Origin of the sequence: Gracilibacillus halotolerans (assembly GCF_014206945.1) — a bacterium.
Classification (GTDB): Bacteria; Bacillota; Bacilli; order Bacillales; family Amphibacillaceae; genus Gracilibacillus; species Gracilibacillus halotolerans.
Genome location: NZ_JACHON010000004.1, coordinates 164,296 through 185,842, shown reverse-complemented (window position 1 = coordinate 185,842; position 21,547 = coordinate 164,296). Strand labels below are relative to the sequence as shown.

Sequence of the window (21,547 nt, the reverse complement as noted above, 5' to 3'; positions counted from 1 at the left end):
TTATAGATACTCTTCAATTATCCTTTCGTCGCTCCGGCAGTAAGTCCACCGATTAGATATCGTTGTAATGCTAGGAATACTAATGCAATAGGAACAGCAATGAGAATTGAACCAGCAGCAAAACGTGTAAAGTTAGTAGAGAACTGGTCATTAATAAAGCTATACAAACCTAATGCAAGCGTATAGTTGTTAGGGTCTGTCAGTACGATTCGTGGTAGTAAGAAGTCCATGAATGGCGACATAAAGTTAAATAATGCAACAACTGCAAGGATAGGTTTTGCTAACGGTAACATAATCGAAATGAATATTTTCATATGACCAGCACCATCAATTTTAGCTGCTTCATCTAGCTCACGAGGTATCGTATCATAGTAACCTTTTACGAGCCAAGCGTTAAATGGTATTTGTCCTCCAAGATATATGAGTAATAGTCCCCAGATGGAATCTACAAGACCAATTGTTGTCAATAAAATATAGAGTGCAACCATTCCCATCAAAGCAGGGAACATTTGTAATAATAGAAACATGTATAAACCGTATTTTCTCCCAAAGAATTTATAACGAGAGAAAGCATAAGCGATTAAAGATGTAATTACTACTGATCCGATTGAATTTAGCACGGCAATAATTAAACTGTTTTTATACCATAGTAAATAATCACTAGCTGGGTCTGTAAATAACCATATATAATGTTCTAATGTAGGGTTATCAGGAATTAGTTTTGTCACTAACATATTGGTACCTGGATTGATACTCATCATAAGTGTCCAAACAAGTGGATACCCGATAACAATGAACATCAGGATGATAAAGATATACATGAACGTTACTTCTATTTTAGATTTTGTTTTTCTTTGTAATGCCATTAGTAACGTCCCTCCTCTTTAAATGATGATGTTTTTCTGAACTGGAAGAAAGCGAATGCCATAACGATTACTCCCATGATAATTGTAATGGCAGCTGCCATATTGTAATTGTTAGTTTCAAACGTTAGTTTATAAACCCACGAAATGAGGATGTCTGTTCCACCGGCGTTTTGACCTCGCACAGCAGGGTTCCCTTCATTAAATAGGTAAATGATATTAAAGTTATTAAAGTTTCCAGCATATTGCATAATAAGTAATGGTGCTGTTGCAAATAAAAGATGTGGCAATGTAATATGTCTGAACTTCTGCCATCTTGTTCCACCATCTACGTCTGCTGCTTCATACATATCTTGCGGAACACTTTGGAGTACCCCAGTAAATAATGCAAATATAAATGGAAACCCTAGCCATGTTTGAATCATAATCAATGCAACCTTTGCCCAGAATGGATCAGATAACCAGGGAATCATAATATCAAATTGACTTAAGATATCCCGATTTATCGCACCGAACGTAGGATTGAATAGTGCAGAAAAGATTAGAATAGAAACAAATGCTGGTACTGCCCAAGGCAAAATTAGTACGGTACGAATAGTACGTTTAAATTTAATTCTCTTATCGTTAACGAATAAAGCTAGTATCAAACCGAGTACAATTTGGAACGTTGTTGCTAATACCGTCCAAACTATCGTCCATGTAAATACGGAGAAGAATGTATCCTTCCAAATATCAATTTGAACTAAATCGATAAAGTTTTGTACTCCAACCCAACTTAATAAGTTTCTAGGTGGTGCATTGTATTGGTTGTAATCTGTAAAAGCGAGCGCAACCATAAAAATAAGTGGAAGCACAACGATAAATAATAGCATTAACAACCCTGGTAATATTAAGAAATAAGGAAATCCATTGTTATAAAAGTCTCTAACAGCTTGCCCTATTGTAGGGTTCGGTTTTCCGATTGCTCGTGCCTTAGCATCCTTACGTGCATCGATAAAGTTATAAGCGTATATGGCTAAACCAAATGAAAGTACGATTAGAGCCATTAAACCTTGGATTAACAATTGAATAGAGTGGTGCTCACGAGGAATGGTTCCTAACGTGAAAATTCCCCATAATCCTATATCTATAAAGTTCCAAAATGTAATAAGAAATGAAACGGCAATAACAAAAAGAATAATTCCTTTTAAATAACGACGATTGTAAATTTGGCCGAGGCCAGGAATAATGGATAAGACTGTTGCTATATTTTGAGCTTTTGTCCCTTTTTGTTTGGCATCTCTATCTATATTTGCCATTCTTGTCCCTCCTTAGAAAAACTATAATAGTATACGATAGATTCCTGTTAATTCGTTTCTCATACTTTTTTAAAAAATATATGGGAAGCAGATTGCTCCCCATATATTTAGCATATGCCAATTATTGAGTAGCTCCTGAAGCAGCAATGTTATCTTCAATAACTCCAACAGCTTCTTCTAATACTTCATCTACTGGCTCACCTTTAGAAATAAATGTTAATGCATTGTTAATTGGATCCCACACTTGTTGCATAGCAGGTACGCCTGGCATTGGTTCTCCAAACGTTGCTTGCTCAGCAAATGCTGAATAGATTGGATCTTCGGCTATTAAAGGATCATCGATAGAGTCGATACGAGCTGGCATTTCTCCTGCAACATCATAGTAAAGCATAGAGTTTTCAGAGTTTGTGATATATGCCATGAAATCTTCTGCCCATTCTTTGTTTTCAGAGTAGTAAGATAGTAAGTATGCTTTTACTCCAACAAATGATTTTGGATTTTCACCGTTATCAAGTACTGGTAAGATACCTGCTTGTAAATCATCACCTAGTGCTTCTTGGTATTCACGAACCATCCAAGGACCATTAATAACAGCCGCTACTTTTCCTTCTGAGAAAAGACCATTCATAATGTCTGGAGTTAAGTCTTGTGGAATATATCCATTATCAAACCAAGATTGAATTAAGTTTCCACCCTCTATTGCGCCTTCATTACTTAAACCAATATCCTCGATATCGTATGTTCCATTATCTTCTGCGAATACATAAGCACCATTACCTGAGAAGAATGGGTACGTAAAGTAAAAGTTAGCCGCTTCCATTAAGAAGCCGAATTCATCATTTGAAGCATCTGTATGCTCTTCTGCAATCGCTAATAAATCTTCCATAGTAGCAGGAGCTTCTTCAACTAAAGACTTATTGTAGAAAAGTGCGTATGTTTCTGTTACTGCTGGGTAACCCCAAACGTCTCCGTCATTTGTTACAGCATCAATCGCTGCTTCTTGGTATTCTGCTTCTTTATCCCCTAGGTTAACCGGATCAATTAACCCTCTAAGAACTAAATCACCAATTCTATCATGTGGCTGAAAAATAATATCTGGACCATTACCAGTTGGACCTTCTACGTCTAATTTTTCTACTTGCTCTAACATATCAATTGGAATCGCATTAATTTCAATTCCAGTTTCTTCTGTGTATTTCTCGGAAATTTGCGCAATTGCTTCTTCTTGTTTTTCTTCTGCGTTAACCCAAACTGTAAGTTGCTCAGGTTTCTCAGGCATAGAGCTATCTGAAGCTTCTTCTTCCGATGATGTATCATTTTGATCCTCTGCAGCCTCTTCTTGTTCGTCTGGACCACAAGCTGCTAGTAAGCCGACTACAAGTAGCATTGCTAATAAAATACCTAAATATTTTTTCATTACTAAAGACCTCCCAATTTTTTATCTATGATATGCAACATTAAATGAAACCGTTTGCGCATATCTTGTAAATTATTATACATCAAAAAACATTAAATGCAACTATAATTTTAAAAAAATATAATGTATAATATCAATAGGTTTAACGCTTACATATTTTAGGTGGTGATTTTAATCTTGGAAAAATGAACATCCATCACTTGACATTTTTTGATATAATTCATGCAATCGCTTGTTTTGTTTCGGTGGGGAGTAGTACCTAATCTGTTTATAAGAATGGAGGATTCATATGTTCATAGAAGCAATCTATCATCGGGCAATTCAACCTTACTTGTACGCAAAAGATAAGGATACGGTTCATATTTTATTGGAAACGAAAGCTGGAGATGTAGATAAGGTAGAGTTGTTGTATGGAGACCCGTATGATTTTAAAGACGATCAATGGCAATTTAAAAAGTTGCAGATGAAACTTACAGGTAGCACGGCACGAAAGGATTATTGGGGGATTACAATAAAGCCTGAATTTCGCCGGCTTCGATATGGATTTAGATGTAGCAATCAACAAACAAGTGTTGTTGTTACCGAAAAAGGATTTTACGAAAATATACCTAGAGAAATCGGACAATTCTTTTGTTTTCCTTATGTACATGAAGCAGATGTGTTTCAACCGCCAGCTTGGGTGAAAGATACAATTTGGTATCAAGTATTTCCAGAAAGATTTGCAAATGGTGACTCGTCTTTAAACCCAGATGGAACGCTAGAATGGGGAAGTGGTGAGCCGACGCCAACAAGTTTTTATGGAGGTGATTTTCAAGGGGTTATCGATCATCTTGATTACTTACAAGAGCTAGGAGTAAACGGAATATATTTTACACCTATATTTAAAGCGCATTCGAATCATAAGTATGATACAATCGACTACTTTGAGATTGATCCACAGTTCGGGGATAAGGAAACGTTTCGCCGATTAGTAAAAGAGTGTCATCTACGAGGTATGAAAGTAATGCTGGATGCGGTATTCAATCATAGTGGATTTTATTTCCCGCCATTTCAAGATGTTTTGAAAAATCAGCAGGAATCTAAATATGTGAATTGGTTTTATCCTTGGGACTTTCCTATACAAACCGAACCGATGCCAAATTATGATACATTTGCATTCGTTTCGACAATGCCAAAACTGAACACCTCTGATCCTGAAGTGCGAAACTATTTATTAAAAGTAGCTACATATTGGATAGAAGAATTTGATATTGATGGTTGGAGATTAGACGTTGCAAACGAAATTGATCATTCATTTTGGAGAGACTTTCGTCAAGTAGTTAAGAAGGTAAAGCCTGAGGCATATATATTAGGTGAAGTTTGGCACGATTCCTTAAAGTGGCTTCAAGGTGACCAATTTGATGCCGTAATGAACTATCCATTTACCGACGCTGTGATAGAGTTTTTTGCAAAAGATACGATAGATTGTGCAATGTTTAAAGATAGAGTGACAGAGGTTCAACATAGCTATCCAAGTAACGTCAATGAAGTATCTTTTAATTTATTAGGAAGTCATGATACAGCTAGAATTTTAACGTTAGCAAATGGAAATATAGCCAAAGTAAAGCTTATGCTTCTATTCCAACTTTCTTATACAGGGTCTCCATGTATTTATTATGGGGATGAAGTTGGAATGACAGGTGGAGAAGATCCAGGCTGTAGAGAATGTATGGAGTGGGACCCTTCGCAACAAAATAGAGAGTTATTATCGTTTGTAAAGCAGTTAATCCATTTGCGTAAAAATATCGCTACTTTCGGTAATGACGCTACGTTTCGATTTGAGCAGGCAGATAATAATGTTGTGATTTATTCGAAAAAAGCAAAAGATACTAAACTTGTATTCGCACTAAATAATAATGAATTTGCAGAAACAGTGAACACGGACATATTATGCGGAAAAGAAGTAGTGGATGTATTCACAGGGGAAAAAATCAGATTTGATGGTCAAGCGGAAATAGTACTCGCTCCGTATGGATTTATCTGTGTTCAATTTTAAAAATTTAGAGGAGCAATGTCCCCTTAAGGCGATTGATTTTCCTTAAGGGGATTTCTAATAAAAAAGCACCACCAAAAATTGGCGGTACTTTTGAACAGTGTATAATGGAGAAAAGTATATATCCTATCTCTATTGGTTTACGAAGTTATTTGGCCTCATAACCTGATGCGAAAATAGCCGCTAAAAATACTACGCTTACTCCGATAATAAGTGCAACTCCCATTGGAATCCTCCTTAATACTGTATGTCAAAGTGTTTTTTATGTATTCATCTTTCTCAATTATACTTGAATGAATGACTTTTGTGAAGCAATTTCATTATACGTAACGATGTCCGTCGTATTATCATTTTTTCCTATGCTCTCTCATATATTGATAACTAACATCACGAAATACTGTTTCAATCTGTCACGACATCAATAGGAGGGTATTCCATGGACATATTAAAAAAAGTGGAAGAGTACCGGACCAAACAAGAAAGCCTTAAATGGGAAGGGACATTCAAAGAATATTTGAAAATGTTGGAGGATAGACCATATTTAGCACAGTCTGCCCATTCACGAATATATGAAATGATAATGGAAAAGGGAATCGAGGAAGAAGATGGGTTTAAACGGTATAACTTTTTTAAAGATAGTTTATTTGGGTTAGAAGAGGCGCTTGAAAAACTTGTAGAAGAATATTTTCATCCAGCTGCTAAAAGATTAGATGTCAAAAAGAGAATACTTCTATTAATGGGACCAGTCTCTGGAGGGAAATCCACCTTAGTTACATTATTGAAAAGAGGGTTAGAGGAATATTCATTGACGAAGCGAGGAGCAGTTTTTGCGATTAAAGGATGCCCAATGCATGAGAATCCTCTGCATTTAATACCTCAACATTTACGAGGAGAATTTGAAAAGGAATACGGAATCAAGATAGAAGGTAGTTTATCACCTTTAAACCGAATGCGATTAGAAGAGGAGTACAATGGAAAAATTGAAGATGTATTAGTAGAAAGAATATTTTTTTCTGAAGATAACAGAGTAGGAATTGGAACGTTTAGTCCGTCTGATCCGAAATCACAGGATATTGCTGATTTAACTGGATCGATTGATTTTTCTACCATTGCCACATATGGTTCAGAATCCGACCCTCGTGCCTACCGATTTGATGGAGAATTAAACAAGGCGAATAGAGGTTTAATGGAATTTCAAGAAATGTTAAAGTGTGATGAAAAGTTTTTATGGCATCTCCTTTCTCTTACTCAAGAAGGGAATTTTAAAGCAGGAAGATTCGCGTTAATCTCAGCGGATGAAATGGTCGTGGCGCATACTAACGAGTCGGAATATCGTTCGTTTATCGCGAATGAAAAGAATGAGGCATTACACTCGAGAATGATTGTTATGCCGATTCCTTATAATTTAAAACTTGATCAAGAAGAAAGAATTTACGAAAAGATGATAGCGGAAAGTGATATGAAAGATGTCCATATTGCACCCCATGCTCTAAAGACTGCTGCGATGTTTTCTGTTTTAACGCGCCTAAAAGAATCTAAGCAATCCAATATAAGCATTTTAAAGAAATTATATTTATATAATGGTCAAGATGTTGAAGGATTTAGTGATCAAGATGTCGTTACATTAAAAAAGGAATTTCCCGATGAAGGAATGAGCGGTATTGATCCACGTTACGTTATAAATCGTATTTCTTCAACAATTATCCGGAAGGAAATGCAAGCTATTAATGCATTGGATGTTCTTCGCTCATTAAAAGATGGACTCGACAATCATCCTTCGATTACTAGTGAGGACAAGGAAACATACCTTGACTATATATCGATTGCTAGGAAGGAATACGACGAACTAGCTAAGAAGGAAGTGCAAAAGGCGTTTGTCTATTCTTATGATGAATCAGCGAAAACTCTAATGGATAATTATTTAGATAACGTTGAAGCATTTTGTAATAAAACGAAATTAATCGACCCACTAACAGAAGAAGAAATGCAACCTGATGAAAAATTGATGCGTTCGATTGAAGAGCAAATAGGAATATCGGAAAACGCCAAAAAAGCTTTTAGAGAAGAGATTCTTATACGTATTTCTGCTTACGCGAGAAAAGGAAAGAAATTCGATTATCAATCGCATGAGAGACTTAGAGAAGCAATACAGAAAAAACTCTTTGCAGACTTAAAAGACGTTGTGAAAATAACAACTTCTACAAAAACACCTGATGAACAACAATTGAAGAAGATGAATGCGGTCGTTTCTACCCTAGTAGAGGAATACGGATATACAACCCAATCTGCTAATGATTTATTGCGTTATGTTGGAAGTTTGTTAAATAGATAGTTCTTGCAACTTTAAAAACTTGGCTGTTGCCAAGTTTTTTCTTTATGTCTCAAGATACAATCTTGTCGGGGGTGGGCGAGGTGCTTTCGCTTTTCTTATTGTCTAGCTCTAGCACCTACCCCCTCGAGGTCTTAAGTAATGCTATTCTGTGGCAAAGAACGCCACGTCAAGCCTTACTTAAGCTTGTCGGGGGTGAGCAAGGTGCTTTCGCTTTTCTATACCCATTTGCAAATGGGAAGGAGAGGTATATAATTTGGTTAATAAATAAAGGAGGTTGAGCAATGCTAGTAGAAAAAATACAACTTTATGAAAATCGTGAAGATGTTATATTGACTACGTATGTTCAGGATGATTCACCGGAAATACATAATGGTAAAAAGCGACCTGCTGTTCTAATTTGTCCTGGGGGTGCATATTTATTTTGTTCAGATCGGGAGGCAGAACCAGTTGCGCTACGATTTGCAGCTATGGGCTATCATGTCTTTGTTTTACGTTATTCCGTTTATTTTGAAAAAGGAGAATCATTCGAATTAGTTCATAAAGGAGTAGAAAAACGAGAGCGCACGATTTTTCCATCACCTATAAGAGACATCGGTGCAGCTATGCTATTGCTAAGAGAGAATGCAGATAATTGGTTAATTGACACAGATAAAATAGCTCTATGTGGTTTTTCAGCAGGTGCTCATAACGTGGCAACTTACTCTGTTTATTGGAATCACGAAATATTAACGGATTATTTTAAGGTAAATCCTGAAGCACTTCGACCAGCCACTACAATTGCAGGTTATATGCTGAGTGATTACTTGTATATGCGAGATATTGAGAAGAATGAATCAGACGAAGCGTTATTTAGAGCTTCTGCTATGTCACTCTTAGGTACAGAAACGCCAGATGATGAGGCATTATACAAAGTAAGTCCCGCTCGCCTTGTAAATGAACACACACCTCCTATGTTTTTGTGGTCCACAAGTGAGGATTCCTTAGTTCCAGTTGGTCACACTACTAGAATGGCTACTGCTTTAGCAGACAAAGGTATTCCTTTTGAGGTACATATTTTTGAAGAAGGTCCACACGGTTTAAGTCTCTCAACACAGGCAACAGCGAACAACCATGATTTAATAAATGCAGATGCTGCACAATGGATAGATTTAGCAGAACGATGGTTGCTTAAACGTTTTGCAATGGAAATTAAATAAATGATGGTTAATCAAAAAAACATAGAGTTGCTTAGTGAAATTAATATGAAATAAATCCCATTATACTAGTTCAAATCACCTACTTTTGAAGCCGTTTACAATAAATTAAGATAACGCTTTAAAAGTTTTTCAATTATCGTATCGAAATTGTTGTTTCCCAAGGTGAAATAGGTTATATTTATTGGTGTAATGGTTAAACATTATATTTATTTGGATGGGGAGTTCAAGAAAAAAGTACTAAGTGACTTCTAATGGGGGTATATGACGTGACACAGCAGGGATCCAGTGAGAGATTCTGGACGAAATTTTATGGTCCTAATATGGGATATTTAGAAGAACAGTATGAGCGCTATTTGGAAGATAAGAACTCTGTAGATGCCTCATTACAGGAAATGTTTGAGCAATACGGAGCTCCCAAAGTAGCAACAGTAAACCAGCAGGGAGAAGCAACGCAACATAGCAATTCATCCTTCAATATGAATGCGAAGCATCTCACCTCAGCAATCAGGCTTGTTGAGGCTATTCGTCGTTACGGTCATTTGAAAGCGGATATATACCCAGTTAAAGCAGGGGATTCCATCGATACTTCGGTAGTCGAACCAGAAAACTATGGTTTAACGAAAGAAGATTTGGAAGCGATTCCTGCCGAATGGGTGTGGGAAGGTCAGGTAGATGGCGTTAAAACTGCTAACGATTTAGTGGAATATCTACTTAATCAGTATGCGAGTAGAATTTCATTTGAATATGACCATGTTAATAACGATGAAGAGCGTTACTGGTTTCAACAGAATATCGAATCAGGAAAATATCGCTTATCCATGTCACAGGAAGAGAAAAAAGAATTGTTACAAAAAATCACAGATGTTGAAGGCTTTGAGAATTTCTTAGCCAAGACATTCGTAGCACAGAAACGATTCTCGATCGAAGGATTAGAAATGATGGTCCCGATATTGGATCGATTTGTGCAAAATTCACTCTATGATGACACAGAAGAAATTCTAATGGGGATGGCACACCGCGGAAGGTTAAGTGTACTCACACACATATTAGGTAAGCCTTTTGATAAACTATTTTCCGAATTCCATCCGTCAGCTGATAAAGAATTAATTCCATCTTCACCAGACTCTAGAGCTATTTCTTATGGCTGGACTGGAGATGTAAAATACCATTTTGGAGCAGAGCGTGAAGTAGGAGGCGAAAAGCCATCGCCTACAAAAATTACACTAGCTCATAACCCTTCACACTTAGAGTTTGTGAATCCAGTTGTAGAAGGTTTTACGAGAGCCGCGCAGGATTACCGATATCAAAAAGGTAAACCGATTCGTGACACAAATAAGGCCTTTGCAATATTAATACATGGGGACGCAGCATTTATCGGTGAGGGAGTAGTTCCTGAAACGTTTAATCTGAGTGCATTACCTGGCTACGAAACTGGTGGAACCTTACATATTATCGCAAATAATCTTGTCGGGTTTACAACAAGTCAAGAACAGAGTCGTTCTACGAGATATGCGAGCGATTTAGCGAAAGGTTTCGAGGTGCCGATTATCCATGTAAATGCCGACGATCCAGAAGCTTGTATTGCAGCGGCAGTATTAGCGTATGATTATCGCAAGAAGTTTAAAAAAGATATAGTGATTGACTTAGTTGGATACCGTCGTTATGGACATAACGAAATGGATGAACCACGTGCTACTCAGCCATTACTATATAAACAAATCGATAATCATCCTACTTGTGCATCCGTTTATGCAAAGCAACTTGAGGATGAGGGGATTATTACACCAGAAACCTTTGAATCAATGAAAAATGGTGTCTTTGAAAAACTAAAAGGCATCTACGATAGTATGACAGAGAACATTAATGAAAACCCAGAAGCAGAACCAATACCAGAGGCTTTACAAAAGGATTTAGAAGATTTTGATACGGCTGTACCAGAAGACGTACTTAAATCGATAAACAAAGGGTTATTGGAGCGACCAGAAGGATTCCAAGCTTTCAAAAAACTTGAGAGAATACTTCAGAAGCGACATGAAACATTTGATAAAGAAGGAAAAGCGGATTGGGCGGTTGGTGAAGCCCTCGCATTTGGTTCCATCCTTCATGATGGTTTGCCAATTCGTATGAGTGGTCAAGATTCCGAGCGTGGTACATTCGCCCATCGACATCTTGTACTACATGATGTGGAGACGAATGAAACATATAGTCCTATGCATGGTTTATCGGAAGCGAAGGCAACCTTTGATATCCATAATAGCCCGCTTTCAGAGGTAGCGGTACTAGGTTTTGAATATGGATATAGTGTAAAAGCCCCTAAAACCCTAGTATTATGGGAAGCGCAATTTGGTGATTTTGCTAACGTGGCTCAAGTTATCTTTGACCAGTTCATCTCCTCTGCTCGAGCAAAATGGGGAGAGCGCTCCAACATGGTAGTTCTTTTACCCCATGGCTATGAAGGTCAAGGACCAGAACACTCGAGTGCGCGATTGGAGAGATTTTTACAGAGTGCTGCAGAAAACAACTGGATTGTTGCGAATGTAACAAATAGTGCGCAATTCTTCCACTTGTTACGTAGGCAAGCAGCCCTTGTAGATAGTGAAGCAGCTCGTCCACTAATCATAATGACACCGAAAAGTTTATTACGAAGCCCACGAGCAGTGTCGGAGCTTAAAGAATTTACAACTGGAAAATTTAAGCCACTATTGCTCCAACCGGGTCTCAATAAAACGTCCAAAAAAGCGGAACGGCTACTTATTGGTTCTGGTAAAGTGATGGTTGATATTGAAGAGAAAATGAGCGAGAACCCGGAAGGCTACAAGCATGTTCACGTGCTTAGAGTAGAGCAAATATATCCATTCCCGCTAAAACAGATAAAAGAGGTATTAAAGGGATGTCCGAATGTAAAAGAAGTTGTATGGGTCCAGGAAGAACCGAAGAATATGGGAAGCTGGGATTTTGTGAAAGAACCTCTATTCACAATGCTAGATGAATTAGGTAAAGATATAGAATTAAAATATGTTGGCCGTTGTCATCGTTCTTCGCCTTCGGTAGGAGATCCACAAATTCACAGAACGGAGCAAAAACGTATTTTAGCAAAAGCTTTAGAGATGTCTGAAGGAGGAGAATCCAAATGAAAGAAATCAAGGTGCCAGAGTTAGCAGAATCTATTTCAGAAGGTACGATAGCCGAATGGTTAGTTAAAGAAGGTGAATCCGTCCAAAAAGGGGATCCTATCTGTGAGCTAGAAACAGATAAAGTGAACGTTGAAGTAAATGCTGAATACAGTGGTACTCTTGCGAAGGTTTTAAAGCAAGAAGGGGAAGATGTAGAAGTAGGTGAGGTAATCGCTGAAATAGACGAAAGTGGAAGTGCAACTGCATCGTCATCTGAATCACCATCTACGGATACGCCTAAAGAAGAAACAGCTAAGGAAGACTCACAGGCTGAGGAAAGTAAAGAATCTGCATCACCGTCTGCAGGTTCTAAAGATAAAGTTATTGCTTCACCAGCCACGAGAAAACGAGCTCGTGAATTAGGTATCGATTTATCAGAAGTTCAAGCAAGTGATCCATTAGGGCGTGTACGTTCAGAAGATGTAGAACAACACGCAAAAGCACCTTCCAAAGCACAATCTAGTAATGAGAAGAAAGCGAGCCAACCAGCAGCTAATGAACAAACTTCCGATAATCGCATCGAACGCGAGAAAATGTCACGTCGTCGTCAAACAATTGCAAAGCGTTTAGTGGAAGCACAGCACAATTCAGCTATGCTAACAACGTTTAACGAGATTGATATGACAGCAGTAATGAAGCTCAGAAGTGAAAGAAAAGATAAATTCCAAGAAAAGCATGGTGTAAAGCTTGGATTTATGTCATTCTTTACAAAAGCAGTCGTTGCAGCATTAAAAGATTTCCCATATCTTAATGCTGAAATTGAAGATAATGAAATTCTATTAAAGAAATTCTATGATATTGGTATTGCGGTATCGACAGATGATGGATTAGTAGTTCCAGTTGTACGTGATGCTGATAAGTTAGACTTTGCTGGAATTGAATCTGAAATTATGGATCTTGGTCTAAAAGCTCGTAATAAAGAATTACAGCTTCAAGATTTACAAGGTGGATCCTTCACCATAACAAATGGTGGAATATTCGGTTCTCTATTATCTACACCGATTTTAAATGCGCCTCAAGTAGGGATTTTAGGAATGCATACGATTCAAAAACGTCCTGTAGCAATGCCGGATGATACGATAGAAATTCGTCCAATGATGTATGTGGCATTGTCCTATGACCACCGCATTGTAGATGGAAAAGAAGCTGTCCAATTCTTAGTGCGTATTAAACAACTTTTAGAAGATCCATATGATTTATTGTTAGAAGGATAATAGAACACAAAATCGCCAGAGGAGATATTATACTCCTTTGGCGACTTTTTTGTTTAACGGGGATGAGCAAGGCGCTTGTGCTTTTCTATATTGTCTAGCTTCAGCCCCTACCCCCTCGAGGTCTTAAGTAATGCTATTCTGTGGCAAAGAGCGCCACGTCAAGCCTTACTTAAGCTTGTCGAGGGTGAACAAGGTGCTTACGCTTTTCTATATTTATGTTGTTTTTTGCTTACTAAAGAATTCCTTCATCGCATAAAATACGTCTTCGCGGTTCCGTAAGATAAAATGTTTAAATAATGGGTGGTTAATATGTTTAAACGTTTGCATTAAAGTAGAGTAACGATTGAACTGATTCACTTCACCATAGCCAAACATATTAATATATGGAAATAATTTTTCTAATGCCTCCATTACTCTGCGATTATCAGACGTTAAATTATCACCATCAGAAAAGTGAAAGACATAAATATTATATCGACTAGGTGAATATTTGGATTCAATTAAATCGATTGCTTTTCGATAAGCGGATGAACAAATGGTTCCTCCACTCTCGCCCTTTGTGAAGAAGGATTCTTCGTCTACAACCTTTGCCTCTGTATGGTGTGCTACAAACTCCACATCCACTGTTTCGTATTTTTTCCGTAAAAATCGTACCATCCAAAAATAGAAACTTCTTGCTACATACTTTTCAAATTGCCCCATCGAGCCACTTGTGTCCATCAGTGCAATAACGACAGCTTTTGACTCAGGTTTAACCACATCGTCCCACGTTTTATAACGTAGGTCATCAGGATAAATTGGTGAAAAAGTAGGGATTCCTTCCAAAGCATTACGTAAATAAGCTGCGAGCATCGTACGTTTTTTATCAATATTACCAGTTAAACCTTGCTTGCGGATATCGTTAAATTCAATATTTGTTGTCGTAATATTATCTTTCTCTTTTTCCTGTAAATTCGGTAGCTCAAGTTGAGAAAAAAAGGCTTCCTCGATTGTTTCAAAATCGACCTCTGCCTCATAATAATCTATTCCAGGCTGATCGCCTGCTTTATCACCAGCCTTATCGGATTGGTCAGAAGAATCCTTACCTATTACATCCCCTACACTTGGGTTGCCCTCCCCGTCACCTTGACCAACATGTTTACGATTTGATGAATTGTAACGTATTTTATATTCGTCTAAAGAACGAATAGGGATACGAATAATATCTTTTCCCCTTGACATAACGATGTTTTCTTCACTAATTACTTCAGGTAGTTTGTTTCTCAATACCTCTTTTATTTTATCCTGATGACGTTTTTGGTCATCAAACCCTTTTCGGTGGAGGGACCAATCTTCTTCCGATATAACAAAATTTCTATTTTTCAAGTGAACATCCCCTCCTCTGCTTGTATTAATCCATTGTATGCGCAGGGAGGTAAAAAGATTAAACATTTTGAGAGGTAATTCTTTAAATAATCTCCCTTTTTTGTGTTATTGTATAGAGATGTGTATTTAGGAGAATGTAATCTGGAGTAGTTCACGAGAAAACTTTGTACATGTTTAAGCATTAATCTAAATAATATAAATGTTAGTTAGGATTATTGCTAAGTGAAAATGGGTAAATTAGTAATAACGAGAATTGGATCGGAGGAGCAAATATGAGTATTTTATTAGGGGTTTTGTCTGTATTGATTGTGATTGGATTGGCGTACGCTCTATCCAATGATAGAAAGAATATCAATTTTATTGGTATAGGGGTCATGCTACTGGCACAACTAATTACAACATGGTTTATGTTCATGACGCCAATAGGAGAGATAATAATACAGTCCATTTCTTCTATGTTTAATAAATTGATTGAGTTTGGACAAACAGGTGTGGCCTTTATTCTTGGAGGTTTAGTTATTGAAGAAGGCGCAAGTGTTTTCTTTTTTAACGTATTGTTATTAATCATTTTCTTTGCGACATTACTTTCTATTTTAACGTATTTACGAATCTTACCATTATTAATTAAATATATTGGTTGGGGTTTATCCAAAATAACAGGTCTACCTAAAGTAGAATCATTTAATGCTGTGAATAGTATGTTCTTTGGACAATCGGAAGCACTACTTGCCATTAAGTCACAATTTCATCACTTGAATGATAATCGATTATATATCGTTAGCGCCTCAGCGATGGGTTCCGTTTCGGCATCGATTATCGGAGCTTACATACAGATGCTTCCAGTGGAGTATGTTCTAGTTGCAGTACCGTTAAATATGTTTAGTGCGCTTATTGTTGCTTCCATTATTGCTCCTGTAAAAGTGAGACCAGAAGAAGATGTAGTGGATATTAAAGAAGTTTCCGATGCAAAAAGTTTCTTTGAAGCAATGGGGAATGGTGCCTTAGATGGTGGAAAAATAGCACTTATTGTTGCAGCAATGCTAGTTGCTTTTATAGCTTCATTAGAATTAGTAAACTGGATAACACAAGCAATTTTTGGTGGTGTTACACTGCAACAAATTTTAGGTTATGTCTTTTCGCCAATTGCTTTCCTTATGGGAATCCCAGCAAGCGAAGCGATTTCAGCAGGCTCAATTATGGGGACAAAAATAATCACCAACGAATTTGTAGCGATGTTAGAACTTCAACCATTAGTAGGAAATATTTCAGAAAAGGCCACAGGTATTTTAACCGTATTTTTAACGAGCTTTGCTAACTTCTCGTCCATTGGGATAATTGCAGGAACCGTACAAGGTCTAGATGCTGAAAAAGGAGCAAGAGTTTCAAGATATGGGCTAAAATTATTAGTTGGTGCGACACTAGCATCGATACTTTCCGCAACTATTGCAGGCTTATTTATATAAGAGCTTTCACTCTTGATAGAGGGTACTTGACTCTGGATAGAAATAGACGATACCAGACATAAAAAACATCATAGACAATACATAAGGGAGAGGACCCGTACAACGTTAAGGGGAGAGAATATCATGAAACAATATTCACTACTTATAGATGGGGAATGGCTTAATACCGATGAAAAAATCCAAGTTACTGATAAATATAAACAAGAGCCTATTGCAGAAGTGAGTAAAGCTGATAAAAAGCTAGTGCTTCAAGCTATTGATAGTGCTGAGGATGCTTTTAAAAATAACACACTTTCAGCATATGAAAGATATCAAATCTTGTATAAAGCAGCTAATCTACTTCAAGAACAAAAGGAAGAGATGGCTCAAATCATCATGCAAGAAGCTGGCAAGCCAATCAAACAATCACGAGGAGAAGTCGATAGAGCAGTAGAGACACTTCTCGTATCTGCGGAAGAAGCAAAAAGAATTACGGGTGAAGGAGTGCCAGTAGAATCTGCTCCCGGATCAGAAAATAGACTTGCGTTCACGATTCGTGTACCAGTTGGGATAGTAGCTGCTATCAGTCCATTTAATTTTCCACTAAACCTAGTGGCACACAAAATAGCACCAGCACTAGCTGCCGGAAATACTGTTATCTTGAAACCAGCAAGTCAAACACCTATTTCTGCTATTAAACTAGCTGAAATTTTACAAGAAGCTGGTCTGCCTGCAGGAATGTTACATGTATTGCCAGGTCCTGGATCTACAGTAGGTAATGTATTAATGGAAGATGAACGTATTGCTCTATATACATTTACAGGAAGTACAGACGTTGGATTACAATTCAAACAAAAAACAGGGCTGAAAAAGTTAATTCTTGAACTCGGCAATAATTCTCCGGTTATTGTAGATAAAGATGCTGATCTAACGAAGGCAAGCAAAGCAATAGCAGCGCAGAGCTTTGCGTATGCTGGACAAGTTTGTATCGCTGTCCAAAGAGTATATTTACACAAAGAGATTAGGGAAGAATTTTTAACTAAATTTCTCGATGAAATTAAGGCTTTGAATGTTGGTAATCCGTCCGATCCTACAACAGATATTGGTCCAATGATCGATGAAAAAGAAGCAAAAAGAGCTGAGGAATGGATTCAAGAAGCCGTACGAAATGGTGCTACAATAGCATACGGTGGTAATCGTGAAGGTGCCTTACTAGAGCCGACAGTTTTAACAAACGTGTCGAGAAATATGAAGGTGGTCTGTGAAGAAATATTTGCTCCAGTTGTAACGATTACGGAATTTGAAAATATCGATGATTGTCTTATCGATGTAAATCAGTCTAAATACGGTCTACAGGGTGCTATCTTTACGAATAATATTAATACCGCTTTTTATGCAGCGAAACATATGGAAGTGGGAGGGATGATGGTAAATGATGCATCCTCCTACCGTGTAGATTTAATGCCATACGGCGGAGTGAAAAATAGTGGTAGCGGCAAAGAAGGTCCAAAATACACCATTAAAGAAATGACGAACGAAAAATTAATCGTATTGAACTTAGATTTTTAAAGACGTTCTATTAGTTGAAATAGAGTGGTACATAAGAGCTTCCAAATAGGGGAGCTCTTATTTGTTTCTTAAATGTATCTATATTATAAGTGTATCAGAAGTTTGATCGCGAAAAGACGGTATAGTAGTTTCATTATAGTATTAAATGAACTTCCTTTTAATCTTATGTCTTAGGTTTTCATTTGCAATTTCCTTAAAAGCAGATATGTCCTCAGCCGAATTGAAAAATTTTTTAGGTATAAGCAGGGCGGATCTATTTGATATGTACAACACAAATAAATGGTCTAGTTCAAAGCTCTTTTTAACGTCACTCCATTTAAAATCTACATGAGATTTCCCTATAATCTGTTCAGTAATTCCTGTTGTTGTTATTGTGTATTTTCTTTCTAGCCTAGCCAATGGATCACTATCGAACTGTTTACGAGCGGAATATTTAAAAAGCATTTTCGACATAATTATAAGTAACAGAATAAAAATAAACATAAAAGGTATTAAAAGGATAAAGTTTAAATTAAAATTATAATCGTTTGTGATGAAAAAATATAAAGGAACAAAAATGGAAACAATAAAACTGAATCCTCTTCTGTGAAAAACATTTAATTTAACAAACTCCTCTTTAGAAAGTATTCCAGATGCGTATAATACCTTCATTTCTTAGCCCCCCGATAAAGCGTGTTGAATATATATTTTTAATGGAAATGTATTTTTGAATTCCTGACTGTCTGTTAAAGATAGTCTTGTACCTTTTCCACATCGAAAATATTGCTATCCAAAAAAAACTGGTTCAGCAATTTTAGATGACCAGCACCATATAATACTAAAATTCTATCTTCGTTTGAATCTATTAGCTCTACTATATTTTTATAGATAACCATATTTCTATAATACCAATATTGTGCTACCCACATTGAACCAATTGGTTTATTTTTACTCCCCACTAATGCAAGCTTCATATATATTTCATGGTTCGATTTAACGTTTTCTTCGTCATTAAGCCAAAGTAAAAATTCTTTTATTGTATGCTTTTTAAAATAATTCTCGGTCTTTAAGGTTACCTGTTTACCTTTTTCAGCTACTTCATCAAATAGATCTGATTTGTTTGCCGCTAGAATACTCCCTAAATCCGGAACCCCTTCAATACTTTCGTTCCAATCAACAGCAAATAGTTCTCTTAAGTTCATAACTTTAGCCAACTGAAAGCCAAATTGATGACGTTCGTTTGAGGTTAGTTCGAAGTTGCCATTTAGATAAGACTGATAATCGTGGTTTAGCTTGCTTTGATTATTTGTTAATACTTCCAAAGCAATTTTTGTCGGATTGAATTCTCTTAGAGAATTAATAACCTGGTTAATTTCGATTTGCCTATTTATATTAAGAATATCTTCGGTTTCACTCATAAACATATCCCCGTTATTTGGGTTATCTAAATGGTCTGTACCTAGTACCAAAATAGTTGGTTTCCTATCCATATAGCTGACCTCCCAGATTAATATCAGTGTATTGAATAATTCAATTATTAAAAATCCAATTGACGCTTAGAATATTTTCTAATTTCTTTTGCAATGGAAGCTTTTTTCCCTCGTCCATTATTATAGTTAGTTAATTGTATGTGATAATAGTTAATATACTCAATGATAGCAAATCCGTAGATAATCATAATAAGAAAAATTGCGGACAAAAAAGAGCTACTCATTATATACATTTCAATTAGTAAAATAATTGGTGTTGCACATAAAAGTATAAAATTAATTTTTTTAAAGATAATGAACGTTCTATAAAGCTTTGGGAAGATCAATCTTTTAGTTTTTAACCTTCTCCATTTTATAAACCAAAAAAGACTCCCTTGTAGCAAGATAAAGTTTAACGTGACAAATACATAGTTCAGTGTAAAAGTATCAATCGAAATAGCGGAACGATAAAAGAAGTAAACAAAAATAAACGTAATTACTGCTGCAAATTCTCCCGAAAACAAATATACTAGTCTTTTTTCCAAGTCGTTTTTCACTTTTTTTCCCCTTACTTGTTCACGTAATGTATTAAAACTTTAAATCGGTGTTCAATATTTTTCTATAGATAAAAAACGCTTAATTTCATAACATTATAGTATCATATAATTACCTAATTTTTACTATATTACCTTTAAACAAATATAAATGCTACTTCACTTTTAAATAAAACCAGTGGCTTGGGATTCCTAATAGTTCACATATTCTAAATTAATTTCATGATGAACAGAGAGTATTATAAAAAAACAGAGCCTACTAATCCAAGTAGACTCTGTATTCTAACTATGTTAATTTCTTTTCTAATCGTTTTTGAAGATAATACATTCTACTAAACAATGTGATAGCACCAACAGTTAGACCTATAATCAGTCCCATCCAATAACCGTAAGCATCCATCGTTGTGTAATTTGCTAATAAATATCCACTTGGTAAACCAATGGCCCAGTATGAAATCAATGCCATCCAAAATGTAATGTTTACATCCTTATATCCTCGTAAAACTCCTTGAATTGGTGCGGCGACTCCATCAGCAAATTGGAAAAATATCGCAAAGTACAAGAAATTTTTTGTTAACTCAATAACTTCAGGATTATTACTATATAGTCCTGCCACTTGCGTATCTAATAAATAAATAATACCACCGGCAAATAAAGAGAAAAATACACCGGAGACGATTCCTGTATATGCGTATGTCTTAGCATCGCTCATCCTCTTGGCACCAACTTCATATCCAACAGCAATGGTTAGAGACATCGCAATGCTTAAAGGTATCATATACAACAGAGACGCAAAACTATTGGCTGCTTGGTGTGCTGCTAAAGTGTTTGTTCCATATGCACTGAGTAAAAGGGTTACCGCGGCAAAAATACTTACTTCAAAGAATATCGAAAATCCGATAGGAACCCCAATACGAAGCTGTTGCCACCATTCATGGAAATTGATTTTTTTCCAATTATTAAAAATACGATGAGTACGAAAAGGTTCAACCCGATAAACGATAATAATGGATAACGTCATGTTAATGAAAAATGTGATTGCTGTTGCAATTCCGGCACCAATCCCACCCATAGCTGGAACACCTAGTTTTCCGAAAATAAAAATGTAGTTTAGTAGTATATTAATCGGTAGAGCGATTAATACGATTACCATCGATGTTCTTGTTTGCCCTAAACCATCTATATAACATCGCAGTAAATTGTAAATGAACATAGGTATAATTCCAAAACCTAATGAAATTAAGTAATACTTCGCTACATGTCGCACTTGTGGTTCTAAATCCATCAAATTAAGAATCGGATCAATTAAAAAATATCCTATTACACTAACAATAGCACCTAATCCAATTGCTAGATAAATGCCTTGTTGAACACTAAATTGAATTTTCTTTTCTTCCTGAGCACCAATGTAATGTGCCACAATCGGAGACATCGCCATTAGAATACCATTTATCCCTGTTGAGATAGGTACCCACAGACTGGAGCCAATTGCGACACCGGCCAACTCACTAGCTCCTGCACGGCCAGACATAATCGTGTCAAAAAAGTTCATCGCATACATACTTACTTGCGTGATTAGAATAGGAATAAGTATAATCAATAATAGTTTAATTTTTTCTTTTAAAGTCTTAGTTGCATACATGG

15 protein-coding genes are annotated in these 21,547 nt (G+C 36.5%); 7 read left to right on the top strand and 8 right to left on the bottom strand.

All coding sequences use genetic code 11. The features are described 5' to 3' along the window. Positions 1 to 17: 17 nt before the first annotated feature. The 3 genes from GGQ92_RS07560 to GGQ92_RS07550 form a co-directional block, all read right to left on the bottom strand. Positions 18 to 866 (bottom strand): sugar ABC transporter permease, encoded by an 849-nt coding sequence (locus tag GGQ92_RS07560; RefSeq protein WP_184246545.1) that lies wholly within the window; start codon positions 864 to 866, stop codon positions 18 to 20. Further along, entirely contained in the window at positions 866 to 2,161 is a 1,296-nt protein-coding gene (locus GGQ92_RS07555; protein WP_184246542.1) for a sugar ABC transporter permease, read from the bottom strand. Before GGQ92_RS07555 ends, GGQ92_RS07560 begins: the two co-directional genes overlap by 1 nt. 121 nt (positions 2,162 to 2,282) lie before the next feature. Beyond that, positions 2,283 to 3,578, bottom strand: coding sequence for an extracellular solute-binding protein (locus tag GGQ92_RS07550; protein WP_184246507.1), 1,296 nt, complete (start codon positions 3,576 to 3,578; stop codon positions 2,283 to 2,285). A 289-nt stretch (positions 3,579 to 3,867) separates the two neighbouring features. Between GGQ92_RS07550 and GGQ92_RS07545 the strand changes: the two genes are divergently transcribed. The 5 genes from GGQ92_RS07545 (at position 3,868) to odhB (ending at position 13,525) form a co-directional block, all read left to right on the top strand. After that, positions 3,868 to 5,613 (top strand): glycoside hydrolase family 13 protein, encoded by a 1,746-nt coding sequence (locus GGQ92_RS07545; RefSeq protein WP_184246504.1) that lies wholly within the window; start codon positions 3,868 to 3,870, stop codon positions 5,611 to 5,613. A 433-nt stretch (positions 5,614 to 6,046) separates the two neighbouring features. After that, a complete protein-coding gene (locus GGQ92_RS07540) occupies positions 6,047 to 7,942 on the top strand; it encodes a PrkA family serine protein kinase (protein ID WP_184246501.1) in 1,896 nt (631 codons plus the stop codon). Between the two features lie 281 nt (positions 7,943 to 8,223). Continuing rightward, the gene (locus GGQ92_RS07535; RefSeq protein ID WP_184246497.1) at positions 8,224 to 9,138 is read left to right on the top strand and encodes an alpha/beta hydrolase; all 915 of its coding nucleotides are present in this window, start codon (positions 8,224 to 8,226) and stop codon (positions 9,136 to 9,138) included. A gap of 266 nt (positions 9,139 to 9,404) precedes the next feature. After that, positions 9,405 to 12,272 (top strand): 2-oxoglutarate dehydrogenase E1 component, encoded by a 2,868-nt coding sequence (locus tag GGQ92_RS07530; RefSeq protein ID WP_343068786.1) that lies wholly within the window; start codon positions 9,405 to 9,407, stop codon positions 12,270 to 12,272. Further along, on the top strand, positions 12,269 to 13,525 hold the full coding sequence (odhB, locus tag GGQ92_RS07525) for a 2-oxoglutarate dehydrogenase complex dihydrolipoyllysine-residue succinyltransferase (RefSeq protein WP_184246491.1): 1,257 nt from the start codon (positions 12,269 to 12,271) through the stop codon (positions 13,523 to 13,525). The genes GGQ92_RS07530 and odhB overlap by 4 nt, the downstream gene beginning before the upstream one ends. A gap of 213 nt (positions 13,526 to 13,738) precedes the next feature. Here odhB and yhbH read toward each other — a convergent pair whose 3' ends face one another. After that, the gene (gene yhbH / locus GGQ92_RS07520; RefSeq protein WP_246384174.1) at positions 13,739 to 14,890 is read right to left on the bottom strand and encodes a sporulation protein YhbH; all 1,152 of its coding nucleotides are present in this window, start codon (positions 14,888 to 14,890) and stop codon (positions 13,739 to 13,741) included. 272 nt (positions 14,891 to 15,162) lie between these two features. Here yhbH and GGQ92_RS07515 point away from each other — a divergent pair, with 272 nt between their 5' ends. Next, positions 15,163 to 16,353 (top strand): NupC/NupG family nucleoside CNT transporter, encoded by a 1,191-nt coding sequence (locus GGQ92_RS07515; protein WP_184246485.1) that lies wholly within the window; start codon positions 15,163 to 15,165, stop codon positions 16,351 to 16,353. A 123-nt stretch (positions 16,354 to 16,476) separates the two neighbouring features. Next, the gene (locus GGQ92_RS07510) at positions 16,477 to 17,901 is read left to right on the top strand and encodes an aldehyde dehydrogenase family protein (RefSeq protein ID WP_184246482.1); all 1,425 of its coding nucleotides are present in this window, start codon (positions 16,477 to 16,479) and stop codon (positions 17,899 to 17,901) included. Positions 17,902 to 18,042: 141 nt separating this feature from the next. Here the strand turns inward: GGQ92_RS07510 and GGQ92_RS07505 are convergent, their stop codons facing one another. The 4 genes from GGQ92_RS07505 to GGQ92_RS07490 all read right to left on the bottom strand — a co-directional run bounded on the left by GGQ92_RS07505 (position 18,043) and on the right by GGQ92_RS07490 (position 21,545). Then, a complete protein-coding gene (locus GGQ92_RS07505) occupies positions 18,043 to 18,552 on the bottom strand; it encodes a YcxB family protein (protein ID WP_184246479.1) in 510 nt (169 codons plus the stop codon). A 74-nt stretch (positions 18,553 to 18,626) separates the two neighbouring features. After that, a complete protein-coding gene (locus tag GGQ92_RS07500) occupies positions 18,627 to 19,370 on the bottom strand; it encodes a DUF5694 domain-containing protein (RefSeq protein ID WP_184246476.1) in 744 nt (247 codons plus the stop codon). A 47-nt stretch (positions 19,371 to 19,417) separates the two neighbouring features. Beyond that, positions 19,418 to 19,906, bottom strand: coding sequence for a hypothetical protein (locus tag GGQ92_RS07495; RefSeq protein WP_184246473.1), 489 nt, complete (start codon positions 19,904 to 19,906; stop codon positions 19,418 to 19,420). A 283-nt stretch (positions 19,907 to 20,189) separates the two neighbouring features. Next, entirely contained in the window at positions 20,190 to 21,545 is a 1,356-nt protein-coding gene (locus tag GGQ92_RS07490) for an MATE family efflux transporter (protein ID WP_184246470.1), read from the bottom strand. Between the last annotated feature and the right edge of the window lie 2 nt (positions 21,546 to 21,547).